This is a genomic window from Curtobacterium sp. PhB128 (genome assembly GCF_004340725.1).
GTDB lineage: Bacteria > Actinomycetota > Actinomycetes > Actinomycetales > Microbacteriaceae > Curtobacterium.
In genome coordinates, this window is sequence record NZ_SLUR01000003.1 from 331,886 (window position 1) to 353,046 (window position 21,161).

At 72.3% G+C, this 21,161-nt stretch carries 25 protein-coding genes; 10 read left to right on the forward strand and 15 right to left on the reverse strand.

The genetic code is table 11. From position 1 onward, the window contains the following. Positions 1-12: 12 nt before the first annotated feature. Positions 13-702 (forward strand): metal-dependent transcriptional regulator, encoded by a 690-nt coding sequence (locus EDF23_RS07815; protein ID WP_123937455.1) that lies wholly within the window; start codon positions 13-15, stop codon positions 700-702. 392 nt (positions 703-1,094) lie between these two features. Here the strand turns inward: EDF23_RS07815 and EDF23_RS07820 are convergent, their stop codons facing one another. After that, positions 1,095-1,739 (reverse strand): HEAT repeat domain-containing protein, encoded by a 645-nt coding sequence (locus tag EDF23_RS07820; protein WP_131921323.1) that lies wholly within the window; start codon positions 1,737-1,739, stop codon positions 1,095-1,097. Positions 1,740-1,850: 111 nt separating this feature from the next. On the opposite strand from EDF23_RS07820, the gene EDF23_RS07825 reads away from it, so the two are divergent. Further along, on the forward strand, positions 1,851-2,804 hold the full coding sequence (locus tag EDF23_RS07825; protein WP_131921324.1) for an aldo/keto reductase: 954 nt from the start codon (positions 1,851-1,853) through the stop codon (positions 2,802-2,804). Positions 2,805-2,982: 178 nt separating this feature from the next. On the opposite strand, the gene EDF23_RS07830 is transcribed toward EDF23_RS07825, so the two are convergent. Together EDF23_RS07830 and pyrE are read right to left on the reverse strand one after the other, a co-directional pair. Beyond that, positions 2,983-5,316 carry a septum formation family protein gene (locus EDF23_RS07830; RefSeq protein WP_131921325.1) on the reverse strand — a complete coding sequence of 778 codons (2,334 nt, stop codon included), beginning with the start codon at positions 5,314-5,316 and terminating at the stop codon, positions 2,983-2,985. Then, positions 5,313-5,864, reverse strand: coding sequence for an orotate phosphoribosyltransferase (pyrE, locus tag EDF23_RS07835; protein WP_071404348.1), 552 nt, complete (start codon positions 5,862-5,864; stop codon positions 5,313-5,315). The genes EDF23_RS07830 and pyrE overlap by 4 nt, the downstream gene beginning before the upstream one ends. A gap of 86 nt (positions 5,865-5,950) precedes the next feature. Here pyrE and EDF23_RS07840 point away from each other — a divergent pair, with 86 nt between their 5' ends. Continuing rightward, positions 5,951-7,618: a hypothetical protein gene (locus EDF23_RS07840; protein ID WP_131921326.1), complete on the forward strand. Its 1,668-nt coding sequence runs from the start codon at positions 5,951-5,953 to the stop codon at positions 7,616-7,618. A gap of 64 nt (positions 7,619-7,682) precedes the next feature. After that, positions 7,683-9,032, forward strand: coding sequence for a M23 family metallopeptidase (locus EDF23_RS07845; protein WP_131921327.1), 1,350 nt, complete (start codon positions 7,683-7,685; stop codon positions 9,030-9,032). On the opposite strand, the gene EDF23_RS07850 is transcribed toward EDF23_RS07845, so the two are convergent. Genes EDF23_RS07850 through EDF23_RS07875 form a run of 6 tightly spaced genes read right to left on the reverse strand, consistent with a single transcriptional unit; the run spans position 9,029 to position 12,073 of the window. After that, the gene (locus EDF23_RS07850) at positions 9,029-9,802 is read right to left on the reverse strand and encodes an aminoglycoside 3'-phosphotransferase (protein ID WP_131921328.1); all 774 of its coding nucleotides are present in this window, start codon (positions 9,800-9,802) and stop codon (positions 9,029-9,031) included. The genes EDF23_RS07845 and EDF23_RS07850 overlap by 4 nt on opposite strands. 7 nt (positions 9,803-9,809) lie before the next feature. Then, a complete protein-coding gene (locus tag EDF23_RS07855; protein WP_131921329.1) occupies positions 9,810-10,412 on the reverse strand; it encodes a hypothetical protein in 603 nt (200 codons plus the stop codon). Then, positions 10,409-11,047, reverse strand: coding sequence for a hypothetical protein (locus tag EDF23_RS07860; protein ID WP_131921330.1), 639 nt, complete (start codon positions 11,045-11,047; stop codon positions 10,409-10,411). Before EDF23_RS07860 ends, EDF23_RS07855 begins: the two co-directional genes overlap by 4 nt. After that, a complete protein-coding gene (locus tag EDF23_RS07865; RefSeq protein WP_111086172.1) occupies positions 11,044-11,415 on the reverse strand; it encodes a hypothetical protein in 372 nt (123 codons plus the stop codon). The genes EDF23_RS07860 and EDF23_RS07865 overlap by 4 nt, the downstream gene beginning before the upstream one ends. After that, on the reverse strand, positions 11,412-11,603 hold the full coding sequence (locus tag EDF23_RS07870; protein WP_111086173.1) for a DUF2273 domain-containing protein: 192 nt from the start codon (positions 11,601-11,603) through the stop codon (positions 11,412-11,414). Before EDF23_RS07870 ends, EDF23_RS07865 begins: the two co-directional genes overlap by 4 nt. Beyond that, positions 11,600-12,073 (reverse strand): Asp23/Gls24 family envelope stress response protein, encoded by a 474-nt coding sequence (locus tag EDF23_RS07875; RefSeq protein ID WP_123293563.1) that lies wholly within the window; start codon positions 12,071-12,073, stop codon positions 11,600-11,602. Before EDF23_RS07875 ends, EDF23_RS07870 begins: the two co-directional genes overlap by 4 nt. A gap of 120 nt (positions 12,074-12,193) precedes the next feature. Between EDF23_RS07875 and EDF23_RS07880 the strand changes: the two genes are divergently transcribed. Beyond that, positions 12,194-13,033, forward strand: a complete 840-nt coding sequence (locus tag EDF23_RS07880) for an exodeoxyribonuclease III (protein ID WP_131921331.1) — start codon at positions 12,194-12,196, stop codon at positions 13,031-13,033. A 113-nt stretch (positions 13,034-13,146) separates the two neighbouring features. Then, positions 13,147-13,395, forward strand: coding sequence for a nuclease (locus EDF23_RS07885; protein WP_131921332.1), 249 nt, complete (start codon positions 13,147-13,149; stop codon positions 13,393-13,395). 19 nt (positions 13,396-13,414) lie between these two features. On the opposite strand, the gene EDF23_RS07890 is transcribed toward EDF23_RS07885, so the two are convergent. After that, the gene (locus EDF23_RS07890) at positions 13,415-13,822 is read right to left on the reverse strand and encodes an aldehyde dehydrogenase (protein WP_123293560.1); all 408 of its coding nucleotides are present in this window, start codon (positions 13,820-13,822) and stop codon (positions 13,415-13,417) included. A 222-nt stretch (positions 13,823-14,044) separates the two neighbouring features. Next, positions 14,045-14,968, reverse strand: a complete 924-nt coding sequence (locus EDF23_RS07895; protein ID WP_131921333.1) for an AEC family transporter — start codon at positions 14,966-14,968, stop codon at positions 14,045-14,047. A gap of 73 nt (positions 14,969-15,041) precedes the next feature. Between EDF23_RS07895 and EDF23_RS07900 the strand changes: the two genes are divergently transcribed. The 3 genes from EDF23_RS07900 (at position 15,042) to EDF23_RS07910 (ending at position 16,994) form a co-directional block, all read left to right on the forward strand. Further along, the gene (locus tag EDF23_RS07900; protein WP_111086179.1) at positions 15,042-15,638 is read left to right on the forward strand and encodes a nitroreductase family protein; all 597 of its coding nucleotides are present in this window, start codon (positions 15,042-15,044) and stop codon (positions 15,636-15,638) included. 93 nt (positions 15,639-15,731) lie between these two features. Further along, positions 15,732-16,145 carry a hotdog domain-containing protein gene (locus tag EDF23_RS07905; protein ID WP_111086180.1) on the forward strand — a complete coding sequence of 138 codons (414 nt, stop codon included), beginning with the start codon at positions 15,732-15,734 and terminating at the stop codon, positions 16,143-16,145. A 90-nt stretch (positions 16,146-16,235) separates the two neighbouring features. Further along, positions 16,236-16,994 carry an HAD-IIB family hydrolase gene (locus tag EDF23_RS07910; RefSeq protein ID WP_131921334.1) on the forward strand — a complete coding sequence of 253 codons (759 nt, stop codon included), beginning with the start codon at positions 16,236-16,238 and terminating at the stop codon, positions 16,992-16,994. 7 nt (positions 16,995-17,001) lie between these two features. On the opposite strand, the gene EDF23_RS07915 is transcribed toward EDF23_RS07910, so the two are convergent. Both EDF23_RS07915 and EDF23_RS07920 read right to left on the reverse strand, forming a co-directional pair. Then, positions 17,002-17,625 (reverse strand): phosphoribosylanthranilate isomerase, encoded by a 624-nt coding sequence (locus tag EDF23_RS07915; RefSeq protein WP_123293557.1) that lies wholly within the window; start codon positions 17,623-17,625, stop codon positions 17,002-17,004. Between the two features lie 49 nt (positions 17,626-17,674). Further along, complete coding sequence (locus EDF23_RS07920) at positions 17,675-18,727, reverse strand: serine/threonine-protein kinase (protein ID WP_123293556.1); 1,053 nt, start codon at positions 18,725-18,727, stop codon at positions 17,675-17,677. A 201-nt stretch (positions 18,728-18,928) separates the two neighbouring features. On the opposite strand from EDF23_RS07920, the gene EDF23_RS07925 reads away from it, so the two are divergent. Further along, complete coding sequence (locus EDF23_RS07925; RefSeq protein ID WP_131921335.1) at positions 18,929-19,132, forward strand: DUF2945 domain-containing protein; 204 nt, start codon at positions 18,929-18,931, stop codon at positions 19,130-19,132. Positions 19,133-19,143: 11 nt separating this feature from the next. Here the strand turns inward: EDF23_RS07925 and EDF23_RS07930 are convergent, their stop codons facing one another. Together EDF23_RS07930 and EDF23_RS07935 are read right to left on the reverse strand one after the other, a co-directional pair. Beyond that, positions 19,144-19,902: a DedA family protein gene (locus tag EDF23_RS07930; RefSeq protein WP_165901057.1), complete on the reverse strand. Its 759-nt coding sequence runs from the start codon at positions 19,900-19,902 to the stop codon at positions 19,144-19,146. A 51-nt stretch (positions 19,903-19,953) separates the two neighbouring features. Then, positions 19,954-21,129, reverse strand: coding sequence for an ROK family transcriptional regulator (locus tag EDF23_RS07935; protein ID WP_165901058.1), 1,176 nt, complete (start codon positions 21,127-21,129; stop codon positions 19,954-19,956). Positions 21,130-21,161 lie beyond the last annotated feature (32 nt).

Below are 21,161 nucleotides of genomic sequence, written 5' to 3' on the forward strand. Positions count from 1 at the left end.
ACGATTGGCGGTATGCGCCTGCCCTCGTTGTCGACCATGGCCGAGGACTACGTCAAGCTCATCTGGAAGGCCGGGGAGCGCGGCGGCACCGGACTGGCCACGCGGGACATCGCGGCGACGCTGAAGGTGTCGGCCTCGACGGTGTCCGGCAACCTCAAGAAGCTCGACCGCGACGGCCTCATCGAGCACACCCCGTACTACGGCGTCGTGCTCACGCCGCTCGGGCAGCAGGTCGCGGTCGCGATGGTCCGGCGGCACCGGCTGATCGAGTCGTTCCTGGTGTCCCGCCTCGGCTACACGTGGGACGAGGTACACACCGAGGCCGAGGCGCTCGAGCACGCGGTGTCGGAGCGGTTCCTCGACCGGGTCGACGCCGATCTCGGGCACCCGACGCACGACCCGCACGGCGACCCGATCCCCGCCGCGGACGGCACCGTGCCCGCCACGCTCGGCACGCTGCTCGGTGCGATCGAGCCCGGTGCGTGCGGCACCGTCGACCGGGTGTCCGACGACGACCCCTCGCTGCTGCGGTACTTCGACGAGCTCGGGGTCGGCCTCGGCACACACCTGCGGGTCGAGCGGGTGCGGGACTACGCCGGCGTCATCGCGGTCTCCCGACGTGGGGCCGACGGCGCCGAGGCGCTCGTCGACCTGCCCGCCGCCGCCGCGACCGCGATCTGGCTGGCTCCCGACGCCGACTGAGCGGGCCCGCCCGCGCCACCCCGCTCACGTCCGCCGAGCGGTCACCATCTGTCGCCCGGCAGCCCCGCAACCGACGGTTCACGACCACTCGGCACCCAGGGCACGGGGCGTCGCGACCGCACCGCGGCCCGCGAACGCGCGTGGTGTCGGACGGGAGGCCCGGTGCGCGGCCGCCACGCGCCTCCCGTCCGTCGCCCCCACTGGTCACGACACCCCGCTCACGTCCGCCGAGCGGTCAGGGACCGCCGTCCGACAGCCCCGCGACCGACGGTTCACGACCACTCGGCGCCCAGGGCACGGGGTTTCGTGACCGCGCGACGCGCCCGCCCCACCACCGCGACGACGACGGTTCTCGACCACTCGACGCGCCCAGCCGGGCGCGCCCACCGGCCCTAGCCCTTCACGGACCGGGTGCGGCCGAGCGCCACCTCGCGCCGAGCCCGCTCGAGGGCGAGCGCGGACGCAGCGTCCGGGTCGTGCAACAGCCGGTCCGTGTCGGCGACGTGGTCCCGCACGGCGTCGGAGCCCCGGGCGGCAGCCGCTGCGAGCACCGGCGCCACCGTATCCTCGCCCAACCCGACCAGTGCCCGCGACAGGCTGAGTCGCCGTTCGCGCGGACCGACCCCGAGCTGCACCGCCAACGTCCGGGCCAGCTCGCCCCGCTCGTCGTCGGGCACGAGTGCGACGGCGGTCCGCCAGGCGGCGCGGAGCACGTCGTCGTCGTGGTCCGCGAGCAACGGGCGCACCGACGGCCAAGCCGACGGGTCGCCGACCTTCGACAGGGTGTGCAACGCCTGGCTACGGGCCTGCGGCTCGGAACGGGTGAGCGACGGGACCACCCGCGCGACGACGTCGGCCGACGGGTGCCGGACCAGCGCCCAGGTGAGCATGTCGCGGACGAAGAAGTCCGGCTCGACGGCGCACTGCTCGACGAGCACGTCGAGGTCAGCCGCATCCGGGGTGGTCCCGGCGGCCATCACGGCCTGCAGCCGCACCGAGGAACGGGGGTCGGCGAGGGCATCGGTGAGTGCGGTCATGGGTCCATGCAACCCGCTGCCACCGGGGCCGTGTCAAGCCTCGGGGCATAGCGTCGGCCGAGGAGCGGTTCGCATCGAGGACCGCTCGCCCGACCACGAAAGGACCCCCGTATGCCCCGCATCGGTACCAGCGACCTCCACGTGTTCCCCCTCGCCCTCGGCGGCAACGTCTTCGGGTGGACGGCGGACGAGTCGACCTCCCACCAGGTCCTCGACGCCTACACCGCGGCGGGCGGCGACTTCATCGACACCGCCGATGTGTACTCGGCGTGGGCCCCCGGCAACGAGGGCGGCGAGTCCGAGCGGGTGATCGGTTCGTGGCTCGCGGCCTCGGGCAAGCGTGATGACGTCGTCATCGCCACGAAGGGCTCGCAGCACCCGCAGTTCCAGGGCCTCGGCGCGGACACCGTCGCCGCTGCGGCCCGTGCCAGCCTGCAGCGCCTCGGCACCGACCGGATCGACCTGTACTACGCGCACTTCGACGACCAGTCGACCCCGCTCGAGGAGACCGTCCGCGCCTTCGACCAGCTCGTCACGGACGGCATCGTCCGCTACACCGCGATCTCGAACTACTCGAAGGACCGCGCCGAGGAGTGGATCCGCATCGCGACCGAGAACGGCCTCGCGCAGCCGGTCGCGATCCAGCCGCACTACAACCTCGTCACCCGCGAGCCGTACGAGTCCGACATCGCACCGCTCGCCCACGCGCACGGCCTCGGCGTCGTGCCGTACTTCGCTCTCGCCGCCGGGTTCCTGACCGGCAAGTACCGCTCGAAGGAGGACTTCGCCGGCAAGGACCGCGAGGGCCAGGTCTCGGGCTACTTCAACGACGAGGGACTCGCCGTGGTCGACGCCCTGTCCACCATCGCCGAGGCCCGCGACACCGAGCTCGCGACCGTCGCCCTGGCGTGGCTGCAGGCGCAGCCGGACGTCGTCGCGCCGATCGCCAGCGCCCGCAACACCGAGCAGCTGCCGGCGCTGCTGGCCTCGGCGGAGCTCGAGCTCAGCGCCGACGAGCTGCAGACCCTGTCCGACGTGTCGGCGAAGGTCCCCGCGGCCGCCTGACACGCGCCCGCCTCGACCCCGAACGACATCCTCGACGTCGCACGACGTCGGGGATGTCGTTCGTTGCACACGCGGGCATCACCGGCGCGCAACGGACGACGAGATCGATGTCGTACGACGTCGACGGTGTCGTTCCACGTCGACCGCCGCAGCAGCCGCCGCAGCAGCAGCAGCCGCCCTACGCCCCCGGCGCCAACGACGCCGTGAGCTCCTGCCCCGACGACCGCGTCACGAAGCACGAGATGAACCGGTCGCCCTGGTCCCACGTCGCCTGGTCCGGCGCGTACGACCCCTGCACCTGCACGTCCCCGACGGCCGCAGCCGCCGAAGCGTTCAGCGCCGCGTCCGACTGGCACTGGTCGGCCGCCTGCGTCGCGAGGGCCTCGGCCCCCGGGTACGCATCCCCGTCGACGGCGATCCGTGCGGTGAGCTGCCCGATGTGCGGCGTCGCGCAGTCGACGACCGTGAAGCTCTGCGCCCAGGCGTTGGTGAACGGCGACAGGCACTCCCCGCCGGCCAGGTCGGTCCAGGCGTGCTCGCCCGGCAGCGCGGGCGTGGTGGCGAACTGGAGCGTCGCAGCCGGAGCAGCGGCCTCGTCCGAGGGAGCGGCAGACGCCGCAGTCGAAGGAGTCGCCGGAGCCGATGACGCTGCCGCCGGGGACTTCGTCGGCGCGATCTCCTGGTCGGAGATGTTGTTGCCGAGGATCCACTTCGACAGCAGGAACACCAGGACGATGAGCACGACGATCAGGGCGATCGAGCCGTAGACGAGCAGCTGCTTGCCGCGCTTGCCCTCGCTCCGCAGGCGCGCCGCACCCTGGTTGATGAAGTTGTCGCGCTCGACCGGCTGGCCCGACGGAGCGGGAGCAGGCGACGACGCACCTGCAGCACCGGCAGCACCGGCACCGGCACCGGCACCGGCACCGGCAGCAGCCGACGGCATCGCGGCCGCCGGCATCATCCGCGTCCCGGTGTCCTCCGGGTCGTACCCCGTGCCACCGAGCTGCCCGACGGCCTCGGTGCCGAACAGGTCCTTGATCGCACTCGTGTCGCTGGTCTCGCGGCCGTCCCACTCGGACTGGTCCAGCTCCTCCGGCGCAGCGGCCGGCAACGCCGTGGGCTGCGCCCCCGTGTCGTCCCGGCGCAGGCCGAGGACGGCGTCCAGGTCCTGGCCCACCGCGGGCGGCAGGTGCGCCGGGTACGCGGGCGACGCAGCGGGCTCGACGAGGGGCGGCGCAGCGGTCGGCGGCACGGTCGCGTCGGGTTCGGACCACCAGGGCGTCCCGGCGACCGGCAGCGCGGTGGTCGCGGCGTCCGGGAGGCCCGTGGCCGCGTCCGCCCCGTCACCCTCGGCAGCGGAGCGGGTCGCGTCCGGGGCCTCGGTCGGCTCCGCGGGAGCCACCGGCCCGGCACCGGGAACCGCCGTCGGCACAGCAGCAGGCGGCACGGCAGCCCCCGGCGGCACAGCAGCCGCCGGCGGCACAACAGCAGGCGGCACAGCAGCAGCAGTCGGCACCGCCGGGGGCACCGGGAACGTCCGAAGCGCCTGCGGCACCCCGTCGACCGGGGTGTCGACCTCGCCGGAGACGACCTCGTCATCGTCCTCGGTCTCGTCCGCCAACGACCACGAGCCGCCGCCACCGAACGCCGTCGTGTCGAAGGAGTCGCCGGTCAGGGTCGTCGGGACCTCGCCGGTCTCGTCGTCGCGGATGGCCCAGTCGAACGGCCGGTCCGGTCCGGCGCCCTGCGTGGGCACGGGCCCCTCGCCGGTGATCCGGAGCAGGTCGGTGAAGCTCGGCGGCTCCTCGGACGGGGGCAGCACGTTCTCGACGCCGAGCGGCTGGTGCGCCACGGGTCCGGTGGGCGGGACGGGTGCGCCGGAACCGGTCGCACGGCCGAGCCAGTCGACGTCGGCACGGCCCTCGCCGAACGGGTCGACGCGGCGACGTTCGTCCTCGATGGCCTGCGACGCCGCGGCGCGCTCGTCGCGGTGGGTCTGCGCGGTGGGCAGCACGATCGACGAGGGGTGCGGCGCGGTGGGGTTCGGCGGCACGACGGCGGCCGGCGGGATGCGGTCGTGCAGGGTGGAGCGCTCGTGCTCGGCGGCGGCGTCCGGGCTCTCGGACGGCGCCGACAGCTGCTCGGGCATCGAGATGGCCTGCGTCGCGCCGTCGTCCAGCACCGGAGCAGCAGGCGCGGTGGGCGCCTCGGGCGCCGACGCCTCGGGGGCCGAGGCCTCAGGGGTCGCAGCCTCGAACGGCTCCGGCAACGGTGCGCCCGTCTCGCGTGCGGTGCGCTCGGCCTCGCGGCGCTCCCGTCGCGAGGGCCAGTCCTCCTCGCCCCGCGGGGCGCCGAAGATGTCCGCGGCGCTGCGGAGACCGTGGAACGGAGCGTCCGGGTCGGACGCGCGCCGGGCCTCCTGGCCGTCCACCCCGTCGGCACCGTCGGCCGCCGCTGCGGGGCCGGCCGTGTCCTCGGGGTCGCGCGCGTCGTCCGGACGCTCCCCGCTCACGCGGTCAGCCCCAGATCAGCCAACCCGATGGCCGCGAAGTAGGGGTACCCGGCTGCCTCGATGGTCTCCTTGGCGCCGGTGTCGCGGTCGACGACGACCGCGACGGCGGCGATGATCGCGCCCTCACGCTCGAGCGCTTCGGCCGCCTTGAGCGGCGAGCCGCCCGTGGTGGAGGTGTCCTCGAGCACGACGACGCGCTTGCCCTTGAGGTCCGGACCCTCGACCTGCTTGCCGCGGCCGTGGTCCTTGGGCTCCTTGCGGACGACGAAGGCGTCGTAGGTCAGGCCCTGTGCGGCGGCCTGGTGCAGCACGGCGCTGGCGATGGGGTCGGCACCCATGGTGAGTCCGCCGACGGCCGAGACGTCCGGCACCTGCTGCACGAGCTCGGTCATGACCTGCCCGATCAGCGGCGCGACCCGGTGGTCCAGGCTGACCTTCCGCAGATCGATGTAGTACGTCGCCTTCTTCCCGCTGGTCAGGGTGAAGTCGCCGTGGAACACCGCTTCGGAGGAGATGTACTGGATCAACTGTTCGCGCGCGTCGGTCACAGCGCACAAGGGTAGCCGGTCGGACTCGCAGCGCGCTCCCCCGTCCTGTGGGGTCGTCCCGAGCAGCCCTCGGTACGCTCCGGGACATGCCCCGAGCACCGCGTCGCTCCGCCGTGGCGCCGGCTCCGTCCGGCGGCCGTCGGTCCGGCGGTGTGGCCGGGGCGATCGGAGGGGAGGCCCTGGGCGCCCTGGTCGCGCTGGCTCTGTCCGTCATCGCCCTCCGCCACGTCGTCGCCACGGAACGGGTCGCCTTGCTCTGGTACGACGGCGACTCGGTGCTGCTGCCCCTGGTGCACCGGTCGATGCAGCTCGGGCAGCCGTTCGAGTGGGCGATGTCCCCGGCGCTGTTCTTCTTCCCCGAGTTGCCGGTCTACCTGCTCTGCGCCCTCGTCACGGGTACCCCGCAGCAGGCCCTGGCGCTGAACGGGGTGCTCGTCCTGCTGGCCGTGTACGCGCTGGTCCGGGCTGCCGCGAACGAGCTCATGCCGTCGGCCGGACGAGCGGCCCGCATCACGGTGTCGGCGGCGAGCGTGGCGTTCGTGACCCTGCTGGTGCTGACGGAGTCGTCGGGCACCGCGACGTCGCTCGAGCTGGCGTCCCTGCTGCTGACGACGACGTACTACTACGGCGTGGTGCTGGCGATGCTCGGCACCGCGGTGCTCGTGCTCCGCGCCGTGCGGGTCGGGCGGGCGTCGGTCGTCGTGCTCGTGGTGCTCGGGCTGGTGGCGTTGTGCACGACCGCGTCGAACCCGCTGTACGTGCCGTGGTCCGCCGCACCCGTGGTGGTCACGCTCGTGCTGCTGGCGGCGGTGCGCCGGGTGCCGTGGCGTCCCGCGCTGCTGCTGTCCGGCACCGTGACGGTCGGGTCGCTGCTCGGGTACCTGGTGCGGATCCCGCTGCAGCCCTTCGTGTCGCTCGACCCGTCCACCTACGTCCGGCCGTCGCGCGCGGTGGAGACCCTGCAGTTCTTCGCGGCGCTGACCGACGTGCGAGCCGGCACGGCGGCGGGCGACGCCGGGCTGCTCCTGATGTTCGTCGGGGTGCTGGTCACCGTCGGCGGCACGGTGTGGGCCTGGCGGGTCCGGACCGCGCGCACCGTGCTCGTCGCGACCGCGTTGCCCCTGGTGACCGTGGTCGCGGCGTCGATCGGGGTCGTGCTCGTCGGGTCGGAGACGCCGCGATACCTCGAGCCCGTCGTCACCGCACCGCTGCTGGCCCTCGTCGCGGTGGCCGAGCTCACCCGCACGGCGGTCCGCCGCACCCGCGTGCACCGGCCGTTCCGCGGGGTCCGCGCCACCGTCGCGATCGCCGCCGTCGCCGTCCTCGCCGCGGGGGTCGCCACCGCACCGAGCACCGCGCACGCCGTCGCCACCGCCCGGTACACGCCGTCGTCCTGCCTCGACCGCTGGGCGGACGGACGGTCGGTCACCGGGGTCGGCCAGTTCTGGACGGTGCGGCCCCTCGCCACGTACTCCGCGACGAACGTGCAGCTGCTGCAGGTCCGCGACACCTTCGACACGTACCCGTGGCTCGTCGACCTCGGGGCCTACCGGGACGCCGACCCGACGTTCGTGGTGGTCGGGTCCCACGACCTGTGGACCACCGCGGTCGAGGACTCCCTCGGTGCTCCGGCGACGATCACGCACTGCACGGGGTTCGACGTCTACGACTACGCGGGGACCTCCGGCGCGGACGTCCTCCGGCGCGACGTGGTCGGCAGTGCGGACGAGATCCGGCAGGAGCGCGGGTTCTAGGAGTTGTCCACAGCGGCGCGTCGGCGTCCGATCTTCTCTGTACGGATGTATAGGCTCGTGGTCGATGTCTCGCCCCACCAGCCACCGCACCCCTCGTGCCTCCGTGCGCCTCCGCCTCGCCGTCACCGGACTGGCACTCGCGGGCCTCGTCGGCACGGTCGTCGTCGATGCACCCACTGCCCAGGCGGTGACCTACCCCACGTGGGACGAGGTCAAGAACGCCCGTGGCAAGGAATCCGCCAAGCAGGGGCAGATCACCGAGATCAAGGGCATCATCAGCGACCTCGACGCCAAGGTCGAAGCCGCCCAGGCGAAGGCACAGGAGCTCGGGCAGGTCTTCTTCGACGCGCAGTCCGACGCGCAGGACGCCGCCGAGAAGGAGCAGAAGCTCCGCGCCGACGCCGACGAACACGCGAAGGTCGCCGACCAGAGCGCCGCGCAGGCCGGCCAATTCGCCGCGCAGATGGCCCGCTCGGGCGGTGCCGACGTCACGACCTCGGTGCTCACCAAGGGCGAAGACGCGCGCGACCTGCTCTACGACCTCGGCGCGCTGAGCAAGCTGTCCGAACAGGCCGAGCGCGTGCAGGCCGCCGCCAGCGTCGACGCCGGGGTCGCCCGCTCGCTCGAAGCCCAGGCAGACCGCGCTTCCGAAGAACTCGACAGCCTCGCCGCGAAGGCCGAGGCCCGCATGCAAGAGGCGCAGGCCGCCTCCGACGCCGTGCAGACCGCGTACGACGAACAGCAGTCGAACAAGGCCCGTCTCGACGCCCAGCTCGCGACCCTGGTCTCCGGCCGTGTCCGGACCGAGGCCGAGTTCGCCAAGGGTGAGCGCGTCCGCAAGGCGGCCGAGGCGAAGGCCGCGCGCGAGGCCGAAGCCCGCGCCGCCCGAGAACTCGCTGCGGCGGCTGCGGCGGCAGCGAACGCCGGCGGCGGATCGTCCGGCGGCGGTGGCGGCTCCGGCAGCAGCGGCTCGGGCAGTGGCGGCTCCGCCGGCTCGGGTGGCGGTCAGGGCTGGGTCCGTCCGGCCAGCGGCTACGTCATCAGCCCGTACGGCTACCGCGTGCACCCGATCTACGGCACCGTCATCAAGCACGACGGCACCGACCTGGCCAGTGGCTGCTCGACGCCGATCGTCGCCGCGTCGGCCGGCACCGTCGACTACGTCGGCTGGTACGGCGGCTACGGCAACTACGTCCGCATCAACCACGGCAACGGCGTGCAGACGGCCTACGGTCACATCGTCAACGGCGGCTTCCGGGTCGGTATCGGCCAGCAGGTCTCCGCGGGGCAACTCATCGCGCTCGTCGGCTCGACCGGCCAGTCCACCGGGTGCCACAGCCACATCGAGGTGCACATCAACGGCGCCACGACCGACCCGGTGCCGTTCATGTCCGCGCGGGGCGTCGCCTTCTAGTCCCCGAGGTCGTCCACGTCGGCGTTCCACAGCGCGCGGTACCAGGCCGTCCGCTCCGATTCGTCGGGCACCCCGTACGCCTCGTGGAACAGCGACTCCCATCCGGGCCCGTAGTTCCACCCCAACGCCATCGTCGCCACCGCCAGGTCCGCCCAGCGGTCCGCGACACCCGTGGCGTCCAGGTCGACGTGCCCGCTCCACCGGCCGTCGGCACCGATGAGCGTGTTCGGCGTGCACGGGTCTCCGTGGCACACCACGACGCGATCACCGGGCGGCTCCGGGCCCAGGCGGTCCGTGTCGGCACCAGCCGCGCGAGCACGGTCGAGCCGCGCCGCCGTCGACCACGCGAAGGGGCAGTCGTCCACCGGCAGGGTGTCGTGGAACGCGCGGAGGCCCTCGCCCACCGCGACCACCGCGGTCCGGGGTTCGTCGTGCCACCGCGGGTCGACGGCACTCCACCCGGGGACGGCACGGGTGTGCAGCCACACGCCGTCGTCGTCCGCACCGTGGTCGAGCACCTCGGGCACCCGCACGTACCGTGACGCCCACTCCAGTCGCGCGGCCTCGTTGCCGATCCACCGGCCGTAGGCGTGCGGCAGGACCTTGACGAATTCCTCGGCGTGCTCGTCGGGGCCGATCCGGAACGTCGTGCCGCCGATCTCGTTGTGCCAGACCAGGGCGACCTCGCGGCCCCGGGCGGCCTCCACGACCACCCGCGGCACGGGGACGACGGAGTCCGGCCCCGGCAGCCCGCCGATCGACCGCACCACGACGGCCTTAGTGCACGCGGTCCGGGCGCGAGGACCCGGCCCCACCGCGTGCGATCTCGAGCAGGACCGGCAGTCGTTCGCCGAGCAGGGCGTCCAGGTCGGCCACGACGGCCTCGACCCGTTCGGTGACCTCGCGCGGTGAGGCACCCCGGCGCGGACGGACCCGCACCCGGATCGCCCGGCCGCCGCGGACGCGGTAGACGTCGACCGCGAGCGAGGCCACCTGCGGCAGCTCCCCGATCGCCGACGACAGCGCGTGCTGCACGGCCGTGGACTCGACGCGCACCGAACCGGCGACGCCGTCAGCTGATCCGTCGCTCTCGACGACGGTGCCCGCACGGCCACCGCCGAGCGTCGTCAGCACCACGATCGCCAGGATGCCGACGACGACCCCGCCGCCGAGCACCCACGTCCACGACAGCAGGGAGTCATCGCGCGACGTGTCCGTGCCGAGGCCCGCGAGTGCGTCGCCGGCCGTGCGCCACCAGGACGCCACGAGCGGCAGGCCCTGGGCCGTCTGCACCAGGATCGCACCGACCCCGGCGACGAACAGGACGAGCCCGACGACGACGAGTGCCGTCCGGCCGAGCCCACGGTTGGTCGCGTTCATCCGTCCACCCGTCCGGTCGGCTGGACGCGCACCCGTGCAGCGAGGGCGGGCAGCGCGTCGATCCCCGCGAACTCGTGCTCGACGGCCTCGGTCGCGGCCACTGCGGGAACGTCGACGCCGGCGGCGGGACGCAGCACCACCTCGACGGTCCGGCGGCCCACGGTGCCGACGGCGGCATCCGGCCCGAGCCGCGTGACGGAACGGGCGGCACGTGCCGCGGCGGAGGCGAGCACCTCGTCGTCGACCACGACGGCGAGCCGGTCGGATGCCATCGCGTGGCGCGGACGCCGCTGCGGCAGGAACCCCTGCAGCAGGAGCACCAGGCCGACGAGGGCGACGATCGCCGCGATCCCGACGACGAGCGTGGTGTCGAGGCCGTCCGGCGCGGCGAGGGCGGCGTCCACCACGGCACGCGGGTCGACGCCGAGGACGTTCTGGTCGAGCAGCACGAGGGCACCGGCGAAGACGGCAGCGGCGGCGAGCACGAGGGTGATGAGCATCGCGATGACGACGGCACCCGACCGGGACACGTGGGTCTCGCGGCGGAGCAGACGGCGGTACGTGGCGGCGTGCTCGGTGGACGGTGCGGGGCCGGCTTCGGGAACCGATGCGGTCCGGCCGTCCACGGCGGTCACCGGACCCTCCGCGGGACGTCGACGACCGACGACGCGAACGTCACGGTCACCCGGGACACCTGTCGGCCGGTGATGGTCCGGAGCCGCTCGGCGATCGTGCCGCGGGCCCGGTGCGCGCTCGTGACGACGGGTTCGTCGGGGACCGCGTGGCTCCCCAGCACGGGCAGGGTGAGCGGGGCGGTGATCTCGACCGCCAGCGCGCCGCGGCCGTCGTCGGAGACCCGGGCACGGACCTCCCGGAAGGCCACGCGCAGCGCTTCGGCGGCGACCGCCTGGGCGGTGTGCACCAGCGCCGACGTGCCGATGCGGTCGGAGCCGCGGAGCCGGACGCCGCTGTCGCCGACCGTGGCGACGGCGGCGTCGGTCACGACGAACTCCGGCGTCCGCGCAGCACGTCGACCAGGCGACGCACGTCGACGTCACCGGCGACGATGCGGGCGACCAGGCCACCGACGGCCATGCAGACGGCGACGACCACGAACGCCCAGAACCCGAGGGTCACCGCGACGATCGCGAGGAGGGCGCCGACGCCCATCCCGACGACGGTGGCGTTCACCGGACCCGGCCCTCGCGGACGTCGCCGTCGAGGTCGTCGGCGGTGCCGTTCAGTGCGGGGATGTTGACGTCGTTGATCGCGATGTTGACCTCGGTGACCTCGAGCCCGACGAGCTCGGTGACGGCGCTCGTGACGGCGGCGCGCACGGCGGACGCGACGTCCATCATCGGGATCGGGTAGTCCACGACGATCGTCAGGTCGACGGCGACCTGGGTCTCACCGACCTCGACACGGACGCCCTGGCCGAGCGCGCTCGAGCCGATCGCGTCACGGATGGCGCCGAAGGCCCGTGAGGCGTTCCCGCCGAGGGCGTAGACGCCGGGGACGTCACGCGCGGCGATGCCCGCGACCTTGGCGACGACGGTGTCGTCGATGATCGTCTTGCCCTTGGCCGTGACCTGCGTGGTGGTGGTGCCGGTCGTGGTGCCGGTCGTCGCGGTCCCGTCGACGCGGTTCGTCGTCGATGCCATCAGTGCCTCCTGCGCTCGCTTGCTGGACTTCCAGCGAACACCATCGTGCCGCGCTGCGCCCGAGAGCGGCAGGCGGCGCGCTGCACGGCGGGGTCGGTCGTCCCCGGTAGGTTCGATGCCATGCGCGTGGCGACCTGGAACGTGAACTCCGTCCGCACCCGAGTGGGGCGGGTCGTCGACTGGCTGGTGCGCGAGGACGTCGACGTCCTCGGCATGCAGGAGATCAAGTGCAAGCCGGAGCAGTTCCCGGTGCAGGCGTTCGAGGACGCCGGCTACCACGTCGAGGCGCACGGCCTGAATCAGTGGAACGGTGTCGCGTTCGCCAGCCGACTGCCGATGGAGAACGTGACCCGCGACTTCCCCGGCCAGCCCGGCTTCCTCAAGGGGCACGAAGGGCCGGACCTGCCCGTCGAGGCCCGGGCCATCGGCGTCACCGTCGACGGCGTGCGCCTGTGGAGCCTGTACGTGCCGAACGGGCGCGAGGTCGGCGACCCGCACTACACGTACAAGCTCGACTGGCTCGCGCAGCTGGCCGACCGCACCGCCGAGTGGATCGCCGCGTCGCCGGAGACCCCGCTCGCGCTGATGGGCGACTGGAACGTGGCACCGCTCGACACCGACGTGTGGGACGTCCGCGTGTTCGAGGGGCACACCCACGTCAGCGAACCGGAGCGCGACGCCTTCCGGGCGTTCGAGGCAGCGGGGCTCCTGCAGGACGTCGTGCGGCCGATCGTCCCCGACGGCTACACCTACTGGGACTACAAACAGCTGCGGTTCCCACGCAACGAGGGCATGCGCATCGACTTCGTGATGGGCTCGCAGGCCTTCGCCGACGTCGTCACCGATGCCTCGATCCACCGCAACGAGCGGAAGGGCGACGCCCCGAGCGACCACGTCCCCGTGGTGGTCGACCTCGACCTGGACACGTCGCTCGACGACGACCGCCCGATGATCTTCTGAGCGGTCACGCGGTCGTGACGCGTTCTGTTACGCCCGGCGTCCGCCCTCGTTGAGCAGGTGACGGCGCCGACGTAGATTTCCTGCACCGAACCCCTTCGAGAGCAGGTGAAGCCATGTCCCGCACGACGATCCTTCCCATCCAGCGCGTCATGGCGAACGCGGCCCCCGGCGCCTGGCGCGACGGAATCGTCGTCGAGACCCGTCCCGCCGACGCCGTCGTGGTGTTCCTGGACGGCGGCGTGACCCAGCTCCGGGTGGCGGACGCCGACGGTTTCCTGTCGGTCGGCGATCCGGTCGCCCACCACCCGGTTGCGGAGATCCTCAGCGCCGGCGGTCGTCAGACCACGGCACGCAGCGCGTAGCGCAGACGGTCGGCCTGGTTCAGGCGGACATCGAGGCGAGCATCGCCTCGCACTTCGCGACCATCTCGTCGCAGGCCATGGCGCAGTAGCGGCACGACTCGTCCATGTCCATGTGCTTCCGGCACTCGGCAGCACACATCGTGCCCATCGTCATCACGGCCATGAGCATCGCCTGCATGCTCGGCAGGTCCATGCCGGCCGGACGCATCATCATCCGCATGCCGGTGTCGGCCATCATCGCCGTGTTGGAGCACATCGCGGCGCACGTGGCCATCTCGCCGCCCATGCGCATGTCGCTCGCGGAGCACATCGTGGCGGCCATCGACGCGGCGTTCATCGCCATCATCGTGTCCTGCATCACGTCCATGTCCATCTCCATGGGCATGTCCGTCATCGACATGTTCTTCATCATCGCCATCGTGTCCATCGGAGGTCTCCGTCCGTCGTGGTCCCGAGGCGGGTCCGCCCCGTGGACGCCAGCGTACGCGCGCCCCCGATGCGCTTCGTGAGCAGCAATGGTCGGGTCGGTGACCGCGACCCGACCATTCCTGCTCACCATCCGCAGTGCACGCGACCCCACGGCGGACGGGAGGCACGGGGCGGCCCCGCCACGGGCCTCCCGTCCGCCTCGCGGTGCGCTCACGGCGCGCTACGGGTGCAGCAGCGCGGCGATCGCGACCAGGACGGGGACCGAGCCGATCGTCGAGATGAGCACCACGTCGCGGGCGACCGGGACCGCCGCGTCGTAGCGCTGCGCGTAGTTGAACACGTTCTGCGCCGCCGGCAACGCCGCCAGGGTGGTGAGCACGAAGACGTCCTGGTCGCCGAGCCCGAACACGAAGCGCGCGAACACGTACGCGACCGCCGGCATCACCACGAGCTTGATCGACGACGCCACGATCACGTCCGTCCGGATCGCCGGGTCCCGCAGCGGCGCGGCACCGTGCAGGCTCATCCCGAACGACAGCAGGACGACGGGCACGGCTGCCGCGCCGACCAGCGAGAACGGCTCGAGCACGGGAGCGGGCAGCGTGATGCCGGTCGCCGAGAACACCAGGCCGACCAGCGAGGCGATGATGATCGGGTTCCGGAACGGTCCGGAGATCCGGCGTCCCCAGCCGCCGGCGCCCGAGGTCGCGGCGTCGAGGATCGTCAACGCGACCGGCGCGATGACGATGAGCTGCAGCAGGATCACCGGCACGACCGCGGTCGCCTGCCCGAGCACGTACACGGCGACCGGCAGGCCGATGTTGTTCGCGTTGACGTAGCTCGCGGCCAAGGCCCCGACCGTCGTGGTGGTGACCGGACGCCGCAGCACGAACCGGAAGACGGCCGCCGCTCCGAGTGCGACCACGGCCGCGCTCAGCAGCGAGACCCAGAGCATCGGGGACAGCAGCGACTCGATGTCGGCCGAGGCGATGGTGTGGAAGAGCAGGCAGGGCATGAGCACGAAGAACGCGAGGCGGCTCATCACGAACTGTGCGTGCGGGCCGAGCAGTCCGATGCGCCCGACGACGTACCCACCGGCGATGATCGCGCCGATGATCGCGAAGCCGGTCAACACGCCACCCATCGCGTCCATCCTTGCACCATGTGACGTCGCTCAGGTCGGAAATGCGTTCGCATCGAATACCGTTGCAGGCACCATGACCTCGACGAACGCCGACACCCTCACCCGGTCCACCGACTCCAGCCAGCCCCTCGTACCCCTGCTCGAAGAGCGCTGGAGCCCCCGTTCCTACGACGAGACCGCGACGATCTCGGACGAGCAGTTCGACGCCGTCCTCGAGGCTGCCCGCTGGGCCGCATCGGCCATGAACTTCCAGCCCCGCCGCTTCATCGCGGGCCGTCGTGGCACCGAGACGTTCCGCAAGATCAACGAGAACCTGCTCGGCTTCAACGCCGCCTGGGCCTTCCGTGCCAGCGCCCTCGTCGTCGGCGTGCTCGAGACCGTGACCGAGGACGGCGACGAGCGTCCCTTCGCGCAGTACGACCTCGGCCAGTCGCTCGCCGCGCTCACCGTCCAGGCGCACGCCGAGGGCCTGCACGTGCACCAGATGGCGGGCATCGACGCCGCGGGCCTGCGCGCCGCGTTCGACCTGCCGGAGCGCTTCCTGCCCTTCACCGTGACGGCCATCGGCACCGTGGCGCACCCGTCGCAGCTCGACGAGAAGGCGGCCGAGCGCGAGGTCGCACCGCGCACCCGCCTGCCCCTCGACGAGGTCGTGCTCGTCAAGGAGTAGTCCTCGGCACCAACGTCCGGCCGCGTCCCTGTGGGGCGCGGCCGTTGTCGTCTCCGCTGCCGCTGCCGCCGCCGCCGCGTAGTATGTCGTGACATGCAGCCCGAGATGAACTTCTACACCCGCAAGTGGGTCCGCCCCGAGGACCTCAACGCCAACGGCACCCTGTTCGGCGGCAGCCTGCTCCGCTGGATCGACGAGGAGGCCGCGGTCTACGCGATCATCCAGCTCGGCAACGGCAAGGTCGTCACGAAGTACATGTCGGAGATCGAGTTCGTGTCCTCGGCGAAGGAGGGCGACATCGTCGAGATCGGCCTCGTCGCCACCCGCTTCGGCCGCAGCTCGCTCACGATGCGGGCCGAGGCGCGCAACCTCTTCACGCACCGCAGCATCCTCACCATCGACGAGGTCGTGTTCGTGAACCTCGACGACGACGGCAACCCGGCGCCGCACGGCTACACGGACATCACGTACGACCGCGACCGGGTCCCCGCGACGCACCGCGCCTGACCCGCGTGACCCCGCAGACATCGCGCAGCAGTCGCGTGCGGTGAACACCGCACCCGGCACGTGATCGGTGGCCTCTGGCAGGATCGGGGCATGACCACGCCCCGCCTCGTCGCCTTCGACCTGGACGACACCCTCGCCCCGTCGAAGTCCTCCCTCGACCCCCGCATGCTCGAGACCTTCGCGTCCCTGCTCGAGGTCGTGCCGGTCGCGGTCATCTCCGGCGGCAACTTCACGCAGTTCGAGCAGCAGCTCGTCACCCCGCTCCGCCACCGCGACGGCCTGGCCCTCGACGACCTGCACCTGCTGCCGACGTGCGGCACGCGGTACTACCGCTGGTCCGACGACGACTGGGCCCTGCAGTACGCCGAGGACCTCACCGACGACCAGAAGGCACGCGCTCTCGCAGCGGTCGAGTCCGTCGCGAAGGACGCCGGCTACTGGGAGTCCGAGACCTGGGGCGACATCCTCGAGGACCGCGGGTCGCAGATCACGTTCTCGGCCCTCGGGCAGGCCGCTCCGGTCGACGTCAAGAAGCAGTGGGACCCGACCGGCGCGAAGAAGGACGACCTGCGTCGCCGCGTGCAGGCCGAGCTCCCCGACCTCGAGGTCCGGTCCGGCGGTTCGACCAGCGTCGACATCACCCGCAAGGGCATCGACAAGGCGTACGGCATGCAGCGCCTCGCCGAGATCACCGGCATCGCGCTCGACGACATGCTCTTCGTCGGTGACCGGCTCGACCCCGAGGGCAACGACTACCCCGTGAAGGCCCTCGGTGTGCCGTGCCACGCGGTCGAGGGCTGGGAGGACACCGACGCCTTCCTGACCGAGCTCATCCCGACCCTGCGCTGACCCCGCGTCAGCCCAGGCTGCGGACGGCCTCGACGAAGGCACGGATCTTGGCCGGGTCCTTCACGCCGCGCTCGGACTCCACGCCGCTCGACACGTCGACACCGTCGGGGTCGAGCGCCTCGACCGCGGCGACGACGTTGGCGGGGGTCAGGCCGCCCGCCAGGATCCAGGCCTCGTCGATCCCGCCCTCGATCACGGCGGGGTCGATCAGCCGACCGCTGCCCGGCACGGCGGCGTCGAGCAACAGCAGGTCGTGGTCGTACGAGGCGCGCTGCTCGGCGGTCTCACGCAGGTAGTCCTCGGCCGCGAGGGCCCGGATGGTGAAGAAGCCGGCGTCGCGGGCCCGGGCGAAGTCGGTCGCGGCTTCGCCACCGTGCAGCTGCAGGGTGGTGAGCCCGACCTCGGACGCGATGCCGACGATCTCGTCGATCTTCTGGTCGCGGAAGACCCCCACGGCGTCGATGCCGTCCGGCAGCCGCTCGACGAGTTCCTTCGCCAGGTCGGCCGTCACGGTGCGGGGGCTGTTCGCGGCGAAGACGAACCCGACCGCGTCGGCGCCCGCGTCGACGGCGGCGTCCACGGTGTCGGGCGTCGACAGGCCGCAGATCTTGATCCAGCGCTGGTCGGTCATGCTGTCCATCCTGCCAGGGACCACGGACGAACGGGACGAGCTCGCGACGTCAGTGCAGCATGCCCGCGACGTAGGCGGAGCCGCACGCGACCAGCACGCCGAACGCCGCGAACGAGCCGACGAGCACGTTCCGCCGACGCCAGCGGCGGACGGCCGAGAAGGTCCCGCGCTTCGCGTGCCGGTGGGCCGCCCGGTGCATCCGGTGGTCGCGCTGGTGCTTGACCCGCTCGGGTCCGAGCGGCACGGGTCCGGTGACCTGCGTGGAGCCGCCCCGCAGGGCGTTCGCGATCGCCACCGCGGTCGGACGACGCTCCGGGTCGCGGGCGGTCATCCGGCTGAGCAGTTCACGCCACTCCGAGGCGACGTCGTCGGGGATCTCGGGGTCGTGCCGCAGGCGGGCCAGTGCTGCCTCGATCAGGGTGCCGGAGTACTCCTGCTTGCCGGTCAGGGACTCGAGCAGCACCAGTCCGAGCGAGTACACGTCGGTGGCGAAGCTGATCGGCTCACCCGCGACCTGCTCGGGGCTCAGGTACGCCGCCGTGCCGATGATCGTGCCGTCGTTCGTCAGGCGCGAGCCGTCGACGAAGTGCGCGACGCCGAAGTCGGTGAGCTTCACGGTCCGGGCGAAGCCGGACGAGCCCTCGTCGCTGATCAGGATGTTGGCGGGCTTGACGTCCCGGTGCACGATGCCGCGCGAGTGCACGTAGGCCAGGGCGTCGGCGAGCTGGGCGCCGAGGTCGGCCACCTCGTAGTTGTGCAGGGCCCCCTCGGACAGTCGGCGGAGCAGCGTCGTGTCGGCGATGAGCTCCATCACGATGAACCGGTGCGGGCCGTCGGGGAAGTCGTGCGTGCCGGCGTCGTAGAGCGGGATGAGCCCGGGGTGCGACAGCATGCTGAGGAGCCGGATCTCGCGCTCCTGCCGGACGCGGTCGGCCGTCGTCATCTTGTCCGGCGTCGCGAAGAGCTTCACGGCGACGGCGCGGTAGGTGTGCTCGTCGCGGGCTTCGTAGACGGTCCCCATGCCACCCGTGCCGATGAGCTTCACCAGTCGGTACCGGCCCGACAGGACCGTCTCCGTCCGCAAGCCGTCGAGCAGGGTCATGGTGTCCGTCGTTCCGTCGGGAGCCGCAGGTTCCGCGGCTGCTGCCGGCGTGTTGGCTCACGAGAAACGGTACGCGTCCGACCCCGCTTTTGGGCGGGTGTTATGACATCGTGATCGGCGTACTTCCCTGTGTTCATGCGGATGCATCAGGGTACCGTTCGACCTCCGACCAGGGTGAGCGATCACGCAAGGAGGACAGCGATGGCACTGACGAAGGGTGACGAGGTGCACTGGAACACCTCGCAGGGACGGACGACCGGGAAACTCGTGCGGAAGCGCACGAGCGACTTCGAGTTGGACGGTCAGACGTTCAAGCCGACCGACGACGATCCGTACTGGATCGTCGAGTCGGAGAAGAGCGGCAAGCAGGCCGCGCACAAGGAGTCGGCGCTGACCAGGGCCTGACGACGAGCGGATCAGTCACGGGCGGGTTCGGCGCGACGACGACCACGTGCGCCCCCGCTCGCGGCACCGTCGCCGTTGCCGCCTCCGTCCGCGCGACGGTCTGCCCGCCACCGTCGGACCCGCCGGACCACGAACGTCACCACGACGACCGCGATCACGACGTAGAGCACCCGGTCGATCCACTCGGTGTACTGCTCGACGCGGTCGTACTGCGAGCCGAACGCGGCACCGAGCAGCACGAGGGCGCTGTTCCAGATGCCGCTCGCGATGATCGTGAACACCGAGAACGTGCCGAGGTGCATGCGGTCAGCACCGGCGGGCAGCGAGATGAGGCTGCGCACGATGGGGACGAACCGGCCGAAGAACACGGCGCTCTTGCCGTGCCGGTGGAACCACGCGGCGGCCTTGCGGAAGTCGTCCTCGTCGACCAGGGGGAGCTTGCCGAACCACCGTGTGGTGCGCTCGAACCCGATCTTCGCGCCGAGCCAGTAGAGCACCAGCGCACCGAGGTAGGACCCGAGCGTCGCCAGCACGAGGACGAGGACGAGGTTCATCTGCCCGGCGCCCGCCAGGAACCCCGCCAGCGGCAGGATGAGCTCGGACGGGATCGGCGGGAACACCGTCTCGATGAAGAGCATGAGCGCGACGCCCCACTCCCCCAGGGCGTCGATGATCTGGAGCACGAGGCCGGAGAGTCCGCCGAGGTCCGAGGGAGCGGTGGAGTCGCCGGTGGCGACGGTCATGGCACGGGCGGTCACGGCAGTCGTCATGCCCCCAGCATCCCTGAGCGCCCTGTCAGGACCCGGCGCGGTACCTGAACGTCAGCCGAGTCCCATGTGCGAGGTCCGCACGTGCGTCAGCGATCGCGCGAGGGCACCGCGGGCGACGGCGTCACGACCGACCGTCGACGGCACGATCTCGACGGGGTGCCGGAGCTGGGGCGTGACCACCGCGGCGAGCGCCTCGGCGAACACCGACGCCGCCGGCAGGACCTCGCCCCCGACGACCACGATCTCGGGGTCGATCGTCGTGACGAGCTGCACGACGCCCGGTGCCACGTCGTCCGCGAAGGCGCGGACGACGTCGACCGCCGCCGGGTCCGGACCGTCCTCGCCGACGCGACCCGGCGCTGCGCCCCCGCGCCCGGCTGCGGCGAAGACCGACTCGAGGTCCGTGTCGGACGTGATCCGGGCCTCCAGGCGGGCGGGCGCACCGGGCCACCCGGTCGAGGCCAGGCCGCCCATCTCGCCAGCCGCACCGCGCGCGCCGCGCGCCAACGCCCCGTCGATGACGTAGGCCGCACCGATCTGCCGACCCATCACCAGGTACAGGCCGTCCTGGACGCCTCGGAAGCGCCCCCACATCGCCTCGGCGGTGGCGGCGAGCTTGGCGTCGTTGTCGAAGAACGTCGCGATGCCGGGGAAGAGGTCCTGGATCCGGCCGGGCACGCGGCGCTCGACCCACTCCGGCACCGCGACCGTGTAGTCGATCTCGCCGGCGCGGTCGACGACTGCGGGGACGCCGAACGTGGCGGCGAGGACCGGTGACGCCTCCGAGTCGGCCGTCAGGCGGCGGACCACGTCCTGCACGCTCGTCCAGGCCTGCTCCGCGTCGGCGAGGTCGGCGTAGCGCTCCTCGACCCGGGTGAGGGTGTTCCCGCGCAGGTCGGCGCGGATGCCGACGATGCCGTGCAGTCCGAGGTCGACGCCGAGCACGGAACCGGCGGTGGCGTCCGCGGCGAAGCGCTTGGCCCGGCGGCCGGCCTTGTTCGGGGTGGCGATCGCCTCGGCCTCGGTCACCCAGCCCTCGTCGACCAGGTCTGCGAGCGCCGCCTCGACCGTGGGGCGGGAGAGCCCGACGGTGCGGCTGAGCTCGGTCACGGTGCGCGACGCGTCGTCGCGCAGGAGCTCGTCGAGGATGGCCCGGGAGTTCATGAGTCGGAGCACACCCGGCGTCGTCCCCACGACACTCGGGATCGTTGACACGGTCTCGTCCACGGCCATAGCCTCCACATTACGAAAGATCATTG